The organism is Desulfovibrio diazotrophicus, from assembly GCF_902498985.2.
GTDB classification, from domain to species: domain Bacteria; phylum Desulfobacterota; class Desulfovibrionia; order Desulfovibrionales; family Desulfovibrionaceae; genus Desulfovibrio; species Desulfovibrio legallii.
The window spans coordinates 1,289,742-1,303,918 of record NZ_OX346397.1; the positions used below are offsets into that span (position 1 = coordinate 1,289,742).

Here is a 14,177-nt window from a genome sequence, read left to right on the forward strand (position 1 = left end):
CAACGGTGAAGTGGCTCAAGCAGCACGTTGCGTTGTGCTCGGCCTGCATTCCTCACAGTTCTTTGCAGACGCCACCCTGAAAAAAGTTTTTTGAAGGATGGGCTTGCGGGGGGAAGGGAACTTTTGTGGACAAAAGTTCCCTTCCCCCCGCAAGCCTTCTTCATCCCCCCCACAATCTTTCCCCTTCCCCCTGCCCTGCAATCTCCCTGCTCTGCACGCTTTCAGACAAAAGCGTGTGCGCCTTGTGCGGTCACTAACCTCTGGATAATGTTATATAGCTTTGTAAATTCACGTACTGACATCCGGGGGGAACGCCCATGCTGGAGGTGGATATCGCCAAAGCGCGGGAGGATTTTGCCCTGCGTCTGCGCTTCCGTGTGCCGCGCGGAGGGGTCTGCGTGGTCTTCGGCCCGTCCGGTTCGGGCAAGAGCACCCTCATCAACTGCATAGCCGGGCTGGAAACGCCAGATGCCGGGCGCATAGCCTGTGACAACAAAATTTTGTTTGACGCTGCGGCCGGGGTCAACCTGCCGCCCGAAGCCCGTGGCCTGGGCTATGTGTTTCAGGACGCCCGCCTTTTTCCGCATCTGAACGTGCGGGAGAACCTCTGTTTCGGCCTGCGCTACCACCGCAATGTTGATGCAGGTCAAAGGCGACACGCGCCGGACCTGGAAAACGTGGCGCGCCTGCTGGACATCCTCCCCCTGCTGGAGCGCGCCCCGGCCACGCTTTCGGGCGGCGAACGGCAGCGCGTGGCCGTGGGCCGGGCCTTGCTCTGCCGCCCGCGGCTGCTGCTTATGGACGAACCTTTGGCGGCCCTGGACATGACGCTGAAACGCGATCTGCTCGCCTATCTGGCCCGGATTCCAGAGCACTGGGATCTGCCCGTGCTCTATGTGACCCACGCGCCGGGGGAGGCTCTGGCTCTGGGCTCCGCCATGCTGTTGTTGCAGGCGGGGCGGCTGGCGGCGCAGGGGCCGGTGGCCCCCACCCTGGCTGAAGCGCGGCGGCTGGGGCTCTTGCCCATGGACACTTTTTATCCCACAGGAGAGATTTTCCATGAAACATCGCATGTGGCCTGATTTTCGCTTTGGGGCAGCCCTGGCCCCGGCCCTGATGCTGCTGGCGCTGACGCTCGTTTCCGGCCCGACAGGACCGACCCCCTGCAGCGCTGCGGCAGGTGCGCCGGCCGTGACCACAGGCCTGGGCTATAAGGCCATGGTGCAGGATCTCTGCGCCCTCTACGCCCGGAAGACCGGGCAGCAGCCCGCGCAAATGTACAGCGGCAACATCGGCCAGATGCTGGAGCAGGTCAAAGCCGGCAGCGGCGCCACCATCGTCATTTCGGACAAGGTCAGCCTTAAGGCTTCGGATGTGCGCTTTGCGCGCTTTCAGCCCTTGGGCGAGGCCGTGCTGGTGCTGGCCTGGCGCAAGGGTCTGAGCTTGCACAGCCCACAGGATCTGCGCGGCGCGCAGGTGACCAAAATCGGCCATCCGGACGCCAAGGCCGCCATCTACGGCCGGGCCGCCGTGGCTTTTCTCAAAGGCAGCGGACTCATGCCCACGGTCAAGGACAAAGTGGCCATGTTCTCCACCGTGCCACAGGTCTTCTCCTATCTGGTTTCGGGTGATCTGGACGCGGGCTTTGTGAACGAGGCCATTGTACGCAAACAAGGCCAAAAGATCGGCGGCTGGATGGAGATCCGCAAGGATTATGAACCGCTGCTGCTGGTGGCCGGCGTGGTGCAGGGACAGGAAGACGCCCCAGGCGTGCGCGCCTTTATGGAATTTTTGGCCACGCCGGAGGCCCTGGCCGTCTGCCGCAAGCACGGCCTGCGGCCTGAAGCCCGCCCGTGAACGAAATCTGGGCTGTGCTCGGCACGCCGGAGGTCCGCTTCTCTCTGCTGCTGACCCTGCGCGTCTGCACGGCCTGTCTGCTTTTGCACGGCCTCACAGCCATCCCCCTGGCCGCCCTGGCCCAGAGCCCTAAGCCCGCTCTGCGCCGGGCGGTCAATTTTCTGGTGACCCTGCCGCTGGTCTTTCCTCCCATGGCCATGGGCTTTTTGCTGCTCATGTTTCTGGGCCGCAACGGCTGGGGAGGACTGTTGCTGTGGAAGACCCTGGGCGTACGCCTGGTTTTTTCTGAAGGAGGCATCATTCTGGCCGCCTGGTTGGCTGGTCTGCCCCTGGTGGTCAAGCCAGTGCAAACGGCCCTGGGCCATCCGGAGCTGCAGCGCCTGCGCCAGGCCGCCCGCGTTTGCGGGGCCGGACCCGCCTCCTGTTTTTTCCGCGTCACCGTGCCCCTTATCCGGCACGGGCTGGGCGCGGGCCTGTTGCTGGGCCTCACCCGCGCCCTGGGTGAGGTGGGCATGAGCCTCATGCTGGGCGGCAATATTGCAGGCCGCACCAATACCTTGTCCCTGGAAGTGTTCAACGCCGTCTCCAGCGGCGAATTTGAACGCGCCGGGCTGCTCTGCGCCTTGCTGGCCGTGGTCAGCCTGCTGCTCTATCTGGGCATGGATTGGTGTCAGCGCCGGACCTTCTGAGGGCCTTGCAGCCCGACAGGCGCAAAGACCCCGCGCCGGACGCCCTTGACGCCCCAAAACCAGAGGCGCAAGCTGGACTCCATCCAATGAAGGCGTCACGCGGCCACGGCCCTAGAGCAGTTAACGAATGAAATGAGCTAACTGCTCTGCAAGGATTTTCTTGAAAATCCTTGCCACAAAATGCGAGAAGGCAGGCTTTTGCCTGCCATAAGCGAGCATTTCAAGTGTTAAATGCTCTAACGGACGGCACGGCCTGCAACCGAAACTGTCCAGACTTTGGAACGCGCGACACGGGGGAAACAACGAACCCGGAGCAGACGCAGGTCTGCTCCGTGAGGACGCGGGGGCGCGTTGTCACGGCCGTGCCGACGGCGGGTTCTGGAGGCGGTTTCCGCCATTTTACAACATCCACCGGTATTCAAAGGAGTTGTTTATGTATCTGCCTCCCGATCCCCAATGGCTGCGGGCTCTGCTCAACGAGGATTGTCCCGGTCTGGACCTGACCGTAGACCTCCTGCGCATAGGCGCACAGCGCGGGGTTATGACCTTTGCGCCCAAAGCGGACTGCGTGCTCGGCGGCGCGGACGAAGCGGCCTGGCTGCTCCGCGACCAGGGCCTGGCGGTCACGGCCACGGCCGGCAACGGCGCACGCCCGCGCGGCGGCGAAGTTTTTCTTACGGCCCGCGGGGCCGCCGCCGATCTGCACCGCTGCTGGAAGGCCTGCCAGAGCCTCATGGAATATATGAGCGGCATTGCCGGACGCGCCGCCCTCATGGTGGAGCGGGCCCGGGCCGCCAACCCGCGCGTGCAGGTGGCCGTGACCCGCAAAAACCTGCCGGGGGCCAAGCGCGTCTGCCTGGAAGCCGCCTGCTGCGGCGGGGCCACGGTACACCGCCAGGGGCTTTCCGACTCCATCCTCATCTTTGCCCAGCACCGCGCCTTTCTGGCGGACGGCGGCGCCAAAGCTCTGGCAGCCCACTGGGAACAATGGCGGCAGGCCATGCCCGAACGCAAAATCGCCGTGGAGGTGGACACGCCCGAAGAAGCCCTGCTGCTGGCCAGGGCCGGCGCGGACGTCATCCAGTGCGAGAAATTCCCGCTGCCCGTACTGACGGAAACCGTGCGCGCCCTGCGGGCCGCAGCTCCGGCCATCACCATTCTGGCGGCGGGCGGCGTTAACGGCGACAATGCCGCCGCCTATGCCGCCACGGGCGTGGACGTGCTGGTAACCACCTGGCCCTACTTCGGCCGACCTGCGGACATCAAGGTCGTCATGCGGGCTGCCTGCGGGGCAGAGTAGCTTTAACGCGCCCTCGCCCTAATCCAGAAAACCACTCTGACGCACCAATTCCTGACCGTTGGCCAGAGAGGGAATCAGGGTGACGGCCATGACGGCATAGCGCACGACCGTGGGTTTCAGGCCATAGCGGGGCAGCACAAAAATAAAAATGAAACACAGCCCCGCTATGGCAAAAACCAGCACATTGGCCTGCTGCGAAGCCCAGGGAATGCCCGCCAGATAGATAAGGGCGTACATTCCCCAGGCGGCGGCCATAGCGCAGAGAAAACACATGTTGTACGCCGGGTGCGCACGCCAGCTTGCCCCGTAAGCGCCGGGCATATCAGCGCGCCCTTCCGTTCAATCCCAGGCCTACAGCGACCATAGAGGCGACATTACGCGCGGCCATGCGCAGGTTTTCTCCGCCTTCGGCCAATGCTTCATCAATGCTGCAAGGGCGGTACAGCACGCTGGTAACGGCGTCGATGCCGTGCGCGAAAACAGCGCCCACGTCGCTTCGCAGTGAACCGCCGATGGCAATAACGGGCTTGTTATGACGTTTGGCAACGCGGGCCACGCCCACAGGCGTTTTGCCAAAGGCCGTCTGCCCGTCGATGCGCCCTTCGCCGGTGATGACCAGATCCGCGTCGCTGACCGCAGCGTCAAGCCCCACGGCCTCGGTGACGATTTCGCTGCCGGGGCGCAGACGCCCGCCCAGAAAGGCGTATATGGCGGCGCCCATGCCTCCGGCGGCTCCCGCACCGGGCATGTCCGCCATATTTACGCCCAGGTCGCGGAGGGTTATGGCGGCAAAGTTCCGCAGATAGCCGTCCAGCCGCTCCACCAGATCCGGCGTGGCGCCCTTCTGGGGGCCGAAAATGGCCGAAGCCCCGCGCGGACCACACAGGGGGTTGTCCACATCACAGGCCACGTCGATCACGGCGTCTTGCAACCGGCTGTCAAAGTCGGACATATCAATGGCGGCCAGCTCACCCAAGCCTTGGCCAGTGGGCTCTATTTCCCGGCCGTCGGCCTTGAGCAGCCGCACGCCGAGCGCCTGCAGCATGCCGGCCCCACCCTCATTGGTGGCGCTACCGCCGATGCCGAGGATGAATTTGCGCGCTCCTGCGTCAAGGGCCGCGCGGATAAGCTGCCCCGTGCCGTAACTGGTGGTATAGAGCGGATTGCGCTTGGCAAGCGGCACAAGCCCAAGTCCGCTGGCGGCGGCCATTTCAATAACCGCCGTAGAGCCGTCGCCCGTCAGGCCGTAGCCGGCTTCGACGGGCGCCCCCAAGGGGCCCTTGACCGTCACGGTCTCGTGGCGGCCCTTGGTAGCCGCCACCATGGCGTCCACGGTGCCCTCCCCGCCGTCGGCCACGGGCACGGCAACAAAAACGGCGTCTGGAAAGATTTCACGGAAACCCTGTTCAATGGCCGCAGCCACTTGCACGGCTGACAGACATTCCTTGTACGAATCCGGCGCGATGACGATTTTCATATCTGTTCCTTGTGGAAAAGACAGATTGGCGGGAAGGGGCCCGTGCGTGTGTTTCCCGGTCCGGGGAGGAGACCGGGAAACAGGCTTACAGGAACATGGAAAGCAGCAACGTGCCGATAAGACCAAGCACTGCCGCTATGGTCGTTCCGGCGGTATAGGTAGCGTACATGGAGCCCATGGGAATGCCAAGGGACTCCTTGACGAACCAGAAGCCGGAATCTGTGACGTGTGAAGCGCCGATGGCCCCGGCGCCGATAACCAGCATAAGGGAAGCCAGGGGGGCGTCTCTCCCCGGAAAGCCCCTTTGTCTTTGCGCCGATTTCTCGCTACAACAAGGCGGCACCCCTATGCCTTGACGGGAGGACGGCATGCTGACCAGCGATAAAAAAATATGTGTGGCCATGGCGGCGGGACGGGAAATCTGCCTTACGCCGGGCATGGGCAACCGGCACGGCCTGGTGACCGGGGCTACCGGCACGGGCAAAACCGTCACCCTCCAGACCCTGGCGGAAAATTTCAGCCTGCTGGGCACGCCTGTTTTTATGACTGACGTCAAAGGCGACCTGGGCGGCCTGAACCAGGCCGGGCAGCCCACGGGCGGCATTGCCGCACGCGTGGCGGACCTGGGCCTGCGGGACAAGGGCTATGTCAACCAGGCCTATCCTGTCTGCTTCTGGGACGTGACCGGACAGCGCGGCCACCCCCTGCGCGCCACAGTAAGCGATATGGGCCCCCTGCTGCTCAGCCGTCTGCTGGACTGCAGCCCCGTACAGGCCGATGTTCTGCACTTGGTCTTCCGCATGGCCGATGACCAGGGCCTGCTGCTGCTGGATTTCAAAGATCTGCGCAGCATGGTGGCCTACGCCAGCGAAAACGCCGCTTCCTTCCGCAATACCTACGGCAATGTGAGCGCGGCCAGCATCGGGGCCATCCAGCGCGGCCTGCTGCGCCTGGAGGAAGAAGGCGGGGACAAATTCTTCGGCGAACCGGCCCTGCGCCTGGAAGACCTGCTGCTCCAGGATCTGCGGGGGCGCGGCCTGGTTCATATTCTGGACGCGCGGGAGCTCATGCAGCGGCCCCGCCTCTACGCCGCCGTGCTGCTCTGGCTGCTTTCAGAGCTGTTTGAGCAGCTGCCCGAAGTGGGCGACCCTGAAAGACCGCGCCTGGTACTGCTCTTTGACGAAGCCCATCTGCTGTTTGACGACGCGCCCGAAGCCCTGCTGGACAAAATGGCGCAGGTGGTACGGCTTATCCGCTCCAAGGGCGTGGGGGTCTATTTCAGCACCCAGAACCCTCTGGACGTGCCGGGCGCAGTGCTGGCCCAACTGGGCAACCGGGTGCAGCACGCCCTGCGCGCCTACACGCCGCAGGAACAGAAGGCCCTGCGCGCCGCAGCCCGGAGCTTTCGGGAAAATCCGGCCCTGGACCCCGAAGCGGTCATCCCGCAACTGGGCACGGGCGAAGCTCTGGTTTCCTTCCTGGACCCCAAGGGCAAGCCCGGCATGACGGAGCGGGCCCTCATTCTCCCGCCCGAAAGCCGGGTGGGGGCCGTTACGGACGCGGAACGGGAAGCCGTACTGCGGACCTCGCGTCTGGCAGGCCGCTATGATGCGCCCCTGGACCGGGAATCGGCCTACGAACGGCTGGAAGCCCACTTCCGACAAAAAGAGGCGGCCGTCCGGCAGGCGCAAGCGGCCAAAGCGGCGGAAAAGCAGGCTAGGGAAACAGAAAAACAGGAGCGCGAAGCGGAACGCCGGGCCCGGCGCGAAGCCAGAGAAAACCCGGATCTGGGCGATGTGGTCAGCGATTTGTCCCTGCGCATGGCCCGCACGGTCAGTACCACCATCGGCCGGGAAATCGGCAGAAAAATTCTGCGCGGTCTCATGGGCGGCATTCTGGGCTCGCGCCGCTGAAGCGCGCGCCCCTAGAGCATTTAACACTTGAAATGCTCACTTACGGCAGGCAAAAGCCTGCCTTCTCGCATTTCGTGGCAAGGATTTTCAAGAAAATCCTTGCAGAGCAGTTAGCTCATTTCATTCGCTAACTGCTCTAACGTCCGTCGGCCCTCAGACGCATAGGGGCAGCACGTCCCTGGCTGTTGGCGGCAGTCAGCATACTGCCTTTTTGTCCTGCGCAGTTGCTTGTAATTTTTTTAACAACCACGTTATACATATAACAAAATAAAATTATTACCTTATTCCCATCCATCTTCCCCTTTTGCGCCTATAGCCCCCACCACAGCCCTTTACTCCCCCGCACGGCAGGCGTATTTTTCACTTGTGAAAAAAATATCAATTCATCAGGCGCCCAGGATCTGCCCTGCGCATATCCTGGACGCCCGGTGAAATAAGGAGGAAACCATGTGGGATGAGGCTTGCGACTACAATGCGGTACGGGAACTGCGCGTCAAGACTACAGCATACCTGGGCGTGGGCGCCATTGACAAGCTCGACGACATTCTGGCCCAATTCCGCCAGGAGGGCATCAACGCCCTGCTCTGCGTCACGGGCGGGCATGCCTACAAGGTCACGGGCGCCTGGGACAAGCTGGAGGCAGCGGCTTCCCGTCAGGGTATGGCCTTGGCCCTGTACAATAAGGTGACGCCCAACCCCACTACCGACAGCGTGGACGAGGCCACGGCCCTGGGCCGCGCACGGGGCGTGGGAGCGGTCCTGGCCATCGGCGGCGGCAGCCCCATCGACTGCGCCAAGAGCGCCGCCATTATGCTGGCCTATCCGGACAAGACCGCCGAAGACCTCTACTGCTTCCGCTTTACGCCTGAAAAGGCCCTGCCCATCGTGGCCGTCAACCTGACCCACGGCACGGGCAGTGAGGTCAACCGCTTTGCCGTGGCCACGGTGACGAAGCTCAATTATAAGCCCGCCATTGCCTACGACTGCATCTACCCGCGCTACGCCATCGACGATCCGGCCCTCATGGCGGCCCTGGCCCCAGACCAGACCCGCTATGTTTCCATTGACGCCGTCAATCATGTGATAGAGGCGGCCACCAGCACGGTCTCCAACCCTCTGGCCGTGCTGCTGGCGCGCGAAACCATCCGCCTGGTGCACACCTGGCTGCCCAAGGCGCTGGAAAATCCGGCCAACCTCAGGGCGCGCTACGAGTTGTGCTTTGCCGCCCTGCAGGCGGGCGTAGCCTTTGACAACGGCCTGCTGCACTTTACTCATGCCCTGGAGCACCCGCTGAGCGCCGTCTGCCCGCAGTTGGCCCACGGTCTGGGCCTGGCCGTACTGCTGCCCGCCGTGATTCTGGAATGTTACCCGGCCCGCCCCGGCCTGCTGGCCCATATCCTGCAGCCCTTGGCCCCCGACCTCCAGGGCGTGCCCGCAGAGGCCCACGAAGCCGCCCGTGCCGTGGAAGCCTGGCTCGCGGCCGTGGGCGTACCTCAGAAGCTGGAGGACATAGGCGTGCAGGAAACAGACGTGCCCCGCTTCTGCGACCTGGTGGAACAGACCCCGTCGCTGAGCCTGCTGCTCTCCGTGGCTCCGGTCAAGGCCTCCAGGGAGCGCGTGGCCCGCATCTACACCACCTCGCTGCGTCCACTGGCCTGACAGCCCGGAGGCGCGCAGCATGACAAAGGGGGCCGAAAGGCCCCCTTGCACTTGCGCCTCCACGGTGGGCGTCTGCGTAGGCAACCGCCAGGGCTTTTCAAAATTGAAATGCCCTAGAGTAGTTAACACTTGAAATGCTCGCTTACGGCAGGCAAAAGCCTGCCTTCTCGCATTTCGTGGCAAGGATTTTCAAGAAAATCCTTGCAGAGCAATTAACTCATTTCATTTGTAAACTGCTCTAGCGCCTGTACTGCTTGCGCCACTCATCCAAAAAAAGCAGGCCGGCTTCGGCTTCGTTCAGTACGCCGCTGCGGGCCCGCAGGGCGGCCACCACATCGGCAAAGCCCGCGTGGGGGCCCAGGCCCAGGCTGTGCACCATATTTTGCAGCCCTGCCGCTAGGTCTGGCGGCAGGGCTGCAGCGCCGCAGTCCGCCGCCTTTGGGGCCTCCGCCTCCGGCCAGGGGCCCAGGCAATCCGCCACAGCCGCAAGCAGGGTTTCCATGCGGCGGGCGTAGGTGTGCTCCGCCAGCACGCGCTCCCGGCCGCGCTGGGCTATGGCCCGGCGTTCTTCGGGGTGGGCCAGGTAATAATCAATGCCCAGCAGCATTTCCGGCAGGGAGGTGAAAGTGGCCAACTCTCCGGGGGCGAACAATTCCGGCAAAAGAGCGCGCGCGTCCACCAGCTGAAAGGCCCCGGCGGCGGCCAGCTCAAAGGTGCGCGGATTGACAAAGTCACCCTGGGCGACCACATCCGCATCGCTCACGCTGGAATGCAGATTGAGGTTCACGCGGGTGGCGTTGTAGATTTTGACGCACTCCTCCTCCCCGATACGCGCGCCCTGGCGCTGCAAGTGCGGGGCAAGCAAGGGCTCGTTCTCCCAATCCGACCCCCAGAGTCTGAAATCCCGCCCCACCAGGCTGCGGAAGGCCCGCCGCCGGTTGGGGTACCCCGCGCCCAGAAAGCCGATGTCCGCGCCGTATTCCCGCTGTTCCTCCGGGCTGAGTTCCTGGGGACGATGAAACTCCGGCAGGGCCGCCAGGGGCAGGTACAGGGCATTGGGCTGCCCCGCCCCGGCCAGCAGGGAGAAAAAAGGCGCCTTCTGGATGACCGCAAACAGGTCGTAAAGGGGAGCAAAGGCCCGCCAGTACTCAAAGACCTTGTAGTCCTCCACAAACCACATGGCCGTGCGCACCCCGGCCCGGCGCAGGCGCTGCAGCAGCCCGCGCCCCAGCGGGGCCTGGGCCAGAGCCAGCACCAGATGGGGTTCCTGCTCCCGCACCATAGCCCAGACGGCTTGCGAAACGAACTGCAGAAAGGCGTTTTCCAGCTGTCCGGCCGGGGCCGGGGCCAGCCCCAGACCGCGCACGCCGGTAAAGGCCGGGTACAGCAGCGGCGCGTCAAATACGCGCACCTGATGCCCCAGACCGCGCAGAGCGGCGGCGCAGTAGCGCCCGATGGGCAGAGATCCTCCGTACATGGGCAGCACCACAAGAATGCGCAACGACGTGGCGGACATCAGCAATACCTCCCTGGCGGCAACATCCAGCCCGCATCCGGGGCAAACCATTCCGGCGCGGGCGTATTCCCCTGTTCCGACGCATCCGGCAGCCGCAGACGCCGGAACAGCAAGGCCCGCCAGTGCGCCCGCGCTGCCGCGTGGGCGTCCTCACCGGCCAGCAGATCCAGACGGCCGCCCAGAACGTCCAGCCCTGTGCGCCAGACCTGCAGCCCCGGCGGCGGGGGCGGCACGGGCCCGCCCCGCAGCACAGCGGCCACGGAGCGCAGCACGTCCGCCGACGCCAAAGGTTTGCCGCAGGCCGTGCCCCTGGGACAGGGCGCGGACTCCAGACACGGCGCGCAGGGCAAAGCCGCCTGCCAGACATGGTGCCCCGGACCGTAGGGGCCGGTTTCGTGCGCCCAGGCCGAGGAGAGAAAAAAGGCCAGCACCGGCACGCCAAGGCGCGCGGCCAAATGCATGGTGCCCGTGTCTGGCGTGAGCAGCAGGTCCAGGCCAGTCAGCGCCGCCGTCAGCCCCGGCCAGTCCGTTTTGCCGCACAGGTCCCGGACGCGCTCCTGCACCTGCGTCGGCAACAGACGCCGCAGCCGCCGGGCGGCGGGCTGTTCCGCCGCCGTGCCCAGCAAGAACACCGCAGGGCCGCCCAACAGGCGAAAAACCGCCGGCAGCAGCTGGGTCAGCATCGGCAAAGACAGGGAACGGCGGGCTTCCCGCCCTGCCAGCACTACCCCGATGCCGCCGCCCCCCGGCAGGGGCCGGGGATTGACGGCTGCGGGCAAGGCCGGCTCCGCGCAGAAATGGCCCCAGAAGTCCACCAGGTTGAGGGGCGTTTCCGCCCGCCGGGCGCTCAGCCCGAAACCCAGGGCGGCCCAAGGCGAACGCAGCAGGCCGCCCGGCGTGGGCCGGTAGCCGTGTACCTGCTCCGGCGCGAAAACCCGACAGAGCGCCGCCGTCAACCCGGAATAATTGCAGTTGTAAACCGCCGCATAGTCCTGCCGCCGCCACTGGGCCAAAACTTCTCGATTGCGCGCCAGGGCCGCGCCCGTGGGCCGCCCGTGCAGGGCCAATTCCCAGACCGGGGCAAAGGGATAGAGCAGCCGGGCCAGAGGGGCCAAGCCCGCGTCCACGGCCAAGTGTGTTTCTCCCTGCGCCTGCAACCCGCGCAACAGCCGCCCGCTCTGAACCAGATCGCCGAAGCGCGCCGCCTGCAATACCAAAAATGCCGCCATGTCGCCCCACCATGGAACAGGTTGGAGGAGTTGCTTTTGCTGCGGAAAGGGGCGGCAAAAGCGCCCCACCTCCGCAACCTCTTTTATTTTCTGAGCACAGGCCGGGCATCCCCGGTCCGGAAACGCCCGGAAGAACGCGGCCCGTTCACGCTTGCCGGGCGCAACGCCTTTTGCACAAAAGAACTCTGCGCTGCGCGACTTCAGGGCAAGGCCGCGCCGTGGGCGGCAACCTGATCGCCGCCGCGTTCCTGCAGATAGCGCCGCAGGGCCACGGCATTGTTGCACTCCACATCCTTGGCCGCATACAGCAGGACCAGCGCGGCGTGCCGGGCCAGCAGCCCCCGCAGTTCTTCCAGGGCCGCGCGGGCTGGGGCGTCGGCGTCCAGCTCCTGAAAATACCGCTCCTGGAAGGGCTCCCACCGGGCCCGGTCGTGGGCGAACCACTGCCGCAGGGCCGTAGAAGGGGCCAGCTCCTTGAGCCACACGTCCCAGGGCGCGCCGACGCGGGCCACTCCGCGCGGCCAGACCCTGTCCACCAGGACGCGAAAGCCCGCTTCTGGACCGGGCCGGTCGTACACGCGGGCAAGGGTTATCTGCACCATGCATTCCTCCGGGCAGGGATCCTGCCATTTTCTGCCGCCCGCGTCCGGGCGCTCGGAACCGGGGCCGCGCTCCCCACCACGCCTCCGGCCTCAGCGCCCCAGCACCAGCTCACGCAGACAGGCCGGGTCCGGGCAGAGCCAGTCCGCGCCGGCTTCCTGCAGCTCTTCACGGCTGCCGTAGCCGTAGAGCACGCCCGCACAGGCCAGGCCCACGCTGTGCGCACCCGCCACATCATATTTGCGGTCGCCCACCATAAGACCCGTGGCCGGGTCCGTCATGCCGCAAAGGGCGGCGGCGTAACGCAGCACCTCCGTCTTGCCCGTGCGGCGGCCGTCCAGCTCCGCGCCCGCCACCTGGCTGAAATAACCGTCCAGGCCGAAATGCTGCAGAATGCGACGGGCGAAAGGCTCCGGCTTGGAGGTGGCCAGGCAGAGCATGCGTCCGGCTTCCTGCAAGGTGCGCAGCAGGTCCTCCACGCCGTCATAGACTTTATTTTCGTAAATACCCGTAACCGTGTAATATTCCCGATACAGGCGGGTGGCCTCCCGCGCCAGGTCCGGATCCCCGCCCAACAGCTTGCCGAAGGATTCCTGCAAAGGCGGGCCGATGAGCGGCATAAGGGCTTCCGCTTCCGGCACGGGACGCCCCATCTGCCGCAAGGCGTACTGCACGGAGCGGATGATGCCCATGTGGGAGGCGGTGACGGTGCCGTCCAGATCAAAAAAAACATACTGCCACAAGGATTCCGGGCCGGAGGTCGCAAGGTTGCGCACAATGTTCTCCTGATGCGGCAGGATGGGCCGGAGGACCACGCCGCAAGAGGGGCGCGCCCGCCGGGACCGGGCCGCAGAAATTGGGCCGAGGAATTGGGGGCTGCACGCCCCGGCCGCCTCAACGTCCGGTAAAGGGCGTGTGCCGCCCTGTGCCGTCCACGCCGAAGCGTCCATCCAGGGCGTGATTATCCCCCGGCACGGTAAAATAGCCGTCCGTGGTGCGCCGGGGCTCGCCCATGCGCAGCAGTCGGCTCACGGTCACAAAGCTGTAGCCCTGTGCTCGCAGGGCAGCCACCACGCCCCGCAGCAGCGCGGCCGAACCGTGGGGCACACGGTTGGCATGGAACAGCAGGATAGACCCCGGACGCACCCGCCGGGCCACTTCCAGCGCCTGCTTTGGCGCGCTGTTGTCCCCACCCCCTTCGGCCACCACATCCCACTGTACCATGGTCAGCCCCAGCCCGGCCAGCAGGTCCAGCGCCTGCGGCGAACAGCGGCCATAGGGCAGCCGAAAGAGCACGGGCACGGGCGGGATGGAAGGCTGCGGGCCGCCGACGGCCCGCGCCGCCGCCAGCGCGTCTTCGCGCAAAAGCTCGTACTGCGCCTGGGTCCAGAGCACCTGCGCCCGCATGCCCTCCGGCGAAAGCAGGGCAAAATTGCCGTGGCTCCAGGCATGGTTGCCCACCTCAAACAAGGGCTCCGTCAGCACTTGCCGCACCCGCGCGGCGTGGGTGCGCATCCATTTGCCGCCCATAAACAATGTGGCGGGCAGCTTTTCGGCCCGCAAAAAGTTGATAATGGCCGCGTTGTAGCCCGTGGTGACGGTGTCCAGCTCGCAAAGGTCGAAGGTCAGGGCCGCCACCTTGGGCCCGTCCGGCAAGGCCACCCGCCGGACCATGCCCACGGCGGCGGGGTCCGTGGGCAGGGGCGGCAGCATGTGCAAAGGCTCGCGCCGCTTCGGCGGACGGCTGTCATTGGGCAAAGCCCGACGCTGATCCCAGGGCTGTTCCGCCCAGGGGTCAACAACGACGGGCGCGGCAGGGGACGCCGCCACGGGCGCTCCGGCCGTTGCGGCAGAGGCGACAGGGGCAGCCCCCGCCGCAACGGACCAGAAGAACGTGCACAGGACCGCCGCCACGGCCCCCAGCGCCTTCATGGACG

The 14,177-nt window shown here is 65.4% G+C and carries 14 protein-coding genes; 6 read left to right on the plus strand and 8 right to left on the minus strand.

All coding sequences use genetic code 11. The features are described from left to right. Positions 1 to 317 precede the first annotated feature (317 nt). From J7I12_RS05570 to modD, 4 genes are all read left to right on the plus strand, one after another. Positions 318 to 1,082, plus strand: coding sequence for a molybdenum ABC transporter ATP-binding protein (locus tag J7I12_RS05570; RefSeq protein ID WP_118230068.1), 765 nt, complete (start codon positions 318 to 320; stop codon positions 1,080 to 1,082). Then, positions 1,060 to 1,857 (plus strand): molybdate ABC transporter substrate-binding protein, encoded by a 798-nt coding sequence (gene modA, locus J7I12_RS05575; protein WP_118230067.1) that lies wholly within the window; start codon positions 1,060 to 1,062, stop codon positions 1,855 to 1,857. The genes J7I12_RS05570 and modA overlap by 23 nt, the downstream gene beginning before the upstream one ends. Further along, positions 1,854 to 2,546: a molybdate ABC transporter permease subunit gene (locus J7I12_RS05580; protein WP_242621247.1), complete on the plus strand. Its 693-nt coding sequence runs from the start codon at positions 1,854 to 1,856 to the stop codon at positions 2,544 to 2,546. Before modA ends, J7I12_RS05580 begins: the two co-directional genes overlap by 4 nt. A 433-nt stretch (positions 2,547 to 2,979) precedes the next feature. Beyond that, complete coding sequence (gene modD, locus J7I12_RS05585) at positions 2,980 to 3,846, plus strand: ModD protein (RefSeq protein ID WP_118230066.1); 867 nt, start codon at positions 2,980 to 2,982, stop codon at positions 3,844 to 3,846. 18 nt (positions 3,847 to 3,864) lie between these two features. Here modD and J7I12_RS05590 read toward each other — a convergent pair whose 3' ends face one another. From J7I12_RS05590 to J7I12_RS05600, 3 genes are all read right to left on the minus strand, one after another. Beyond that, on the minus strand, positions 3,865 to 4,119 hold the full coding sequence (locus J7I12_RS05590) for a hypothetical protein (protein WP_130958077.1): 255 nt from the start codon (positions 4,117 to 4,119) through the stop codon (positions 3,865 to 3,867). Positions 4,120 to 4,168: 49 nt separating this feature from the next. Next, on the minus strand, positions 4,169 to 5,323 hold the full coding sequence (locus tag J7I12_RS05595; RefSeq protein ID WP_302548952.1) for a glycerate kinase: 1,155 nt from the start codon (positions 5,321 to 5,323) through the stop codon (positions 4,169 to 4,171). Between the two features lie 85 nt (positions 5,324 to 5,408). Next, the gene (locus tag J7I12_RS05600) at positions 5,409 to 5,588 is read right to left on the minus strand and encodes a GntT/GntP/DsdX family permease (RefSeq protein ID WP_118230063.1); all 180 of its coding nucleotides are present in this window, start codon (positions 5,586 to 5,588) and stop codon (positions 5,409 to 5,411) included. 103 nt (positions 5,589 to 5,691) lie between these two features. Here J7I12_RS05600 and J7I12_RS05605 point away from each other — a divergent pair, with 103 nt between their 5' ends. After that, a complete protein-coding gene (locus tag J7I12_RS05605; protein ID WP_487125765.1) occupies positions 5,692 to 7,236 on the plus strand; it encodes a helicase HerA-like domain-containing protein in 1,545 nt (514 codons plus the stop codon). Between the two features lie 447 nt (positions 7,237 to 7,683). Beyond that, a complete protein-coding gene (locus J7I12_RS05610; protein ID WP_118230061.1) occupies positions 7,684 to 8,895 on the plus strand; it encodes an iron-containing alcohol dehydrogenase in 1,212 nt (403 codons plus the stop codon). Between the two features lie 238 nt (positions 8,896 to 9,133). Here J7I12_RS05610 and J7I12_RS05615 read toward each other — a convergent pair whose 3' ends face one another. The 5 genes from J7I12_RS05615 to J7I12_RS05635 all read right to left on the minus strand — a co-directional run bounded on the left by J7I12_RS05615 (position 9,134) and on the right by J7I12_RS05635 (position 14,172). Further along, positions 9,134 to 10,411 (minus strand): CgeB family protein, encoded by a 1,278-nt coding sequence (locus tag J7I12_RS05615; protein ID WP_487125764.1) that lies wholly within the window; start codon positions 10,409 to 10,411, stop codon positions 9,134 to 9,136. Further along, positions 10,411 to 11,640: a glycosyltransferase family 9 protein gene (locus J7I12_RS05620; protein ID WP_302549151.1), complete on the minus strand. Its 1,230-nt coding sequence runs from the start codon at positions 11,638 to 11,640 to the stop codon at positions 10,411 to 10,413. The genes J7I12_RS05615 and J7I12_RS05620 overlap by 1 nt, the downstream gene beginning before the upstream one ends. 200 nt (positions 11,641 to 11,840) lie before the next feature. Then, the gene (locus J7I12_RS05625; protein WP_118230058.1) at positions 11,841 to 12,242 is read right to left on the minus strand and encodes a DUF488 domain-containing protein; all 402 of its coding nucleotides are present in this window, start codon (positions 12,240 to 12,242) and stop codon (positions 11,841 to 11,843) included. 90 nt (positions 12,243 to 12,332) lie between these two features. Further along, positions 12,333 to 13,016 carry an HAD hydrolase-like protein gene (locus tag J7I12_RS05630; RefSeq protein ID WP_242621248.1) on the minus strand — a complete coding sequence of 228 codons (684 nt, stop codon included), beginning with the start codon at positions 13,014 to 13,016 and terminating at the stop codon, positions 12,333 to 12,335. A 118-nt stretch (positions 13,017 to 13,134) separates the two neighbouring features. Then, positions 13,135 to 14,172, minus strand: coding sequence for a polysaccharide deacetylase family protein (locus tag J7I12_RS05635; RefSeq protein WP_302549021.1), 1,038 nt, complete (start codon positions 14,170 to 14,172; stop codon positions 13,135 to 13,137). Positions 14,173 to 14,177 lie beyond the last annotated feature (5 nt).

What these genes read in the sequence shown, in the direction of transcription:
- modD (WP_118230066.1), top strand. Translation starts at nt 2,980, where the DNA reads ATGTATCTGCCTCCCGATCCCCAATGGCTGCGGGCTCTGCTCAACGAG.
- J7I12_RS05605 (WP_487125765.1), top strand. Translation starts at nt 5,692, where the DNA reads ATGCTGACCAGCGATAAAAAAATATGTGTGGCCATGGCGGCGGGACGG.
- J7I12_RS05635 (WP_302549021.1), bottom strand. Translation starts at nt 14,172, where the DNA reads ATGAAGGCGCTGGGGGCCGTGGCGGCGGTCCTGTGCACGTTCTTCTGG.
- J7I12_RS05595 (WP_302548952.1), bottom strand. Translation starts at nt 5,323, where the DNA reads ATGAAAATCGTCATCGCGCCGGATTCGTACAAGGAATGTCTGTCAGCC.
- J7I12_RS05570 (WP_118230068.1), top strand. Translation starts at nt 318, where the DNA reads ATGCTGGAGGTGGATATCGCCAAAGCGCGGGAGGATTTTGCCCTGCGT.
- J7I12_RS05625 (WP_118230058.1), bottom strand. Translation starts at nt 12,242, where the DNA reads ATGGTGCAGATAACCCTTGCCCGCGTGTACGACCGGCCCGGTCCAGAA.
- J7I12_RS05600 (WP_118230063.1), bottom strand. Translation starts at nt 5,588, where the DNA reads ATGCTGGTTATCGGCGCCGGGGCCATCGGCGCTTCACACGTCACAGAT.
- modA (WP_118230067.1), top strand. Translation starts at nt 1,060, where the DNA reads ATGAAACATCGCATGTGGCCTGATTTTCGCTTTGGGGCAGCCCTGGCC.
- J7I12_RS05615 (WP_487125764.1), bottom strand. Translation starts at nt 10,411, where the DNA reads ATGTCCGCCACGTCGTTGCGCATTCTTGTGGTGCTGCCCATGTACGGA.
- J7I12_RS05590 (WP_130958077.1), bottom strand. Translation starts at nt 4,119, where the DNA reads ATGTGTTTTCTCTGCGCTATGGCCGCCGCCTGGGGAATGTACGCCCTT.
- J7I12_RS05610 (WP_118230061.1), top strand. Translation starts at nt 7,684, where the DNA reads ATGTGGGATGAGGCTTGCGACTACAATGCGGTACGGGAACTGCGCGTC.
- J7I12_RS05620 (WP_302549151.1), bottom strand. Translation starts at nt 11,640, where the DNA reads ATGGCGGCATTTTTGGTATTGCAGGCGGCGCGCTTCGGCGATCTGGTT.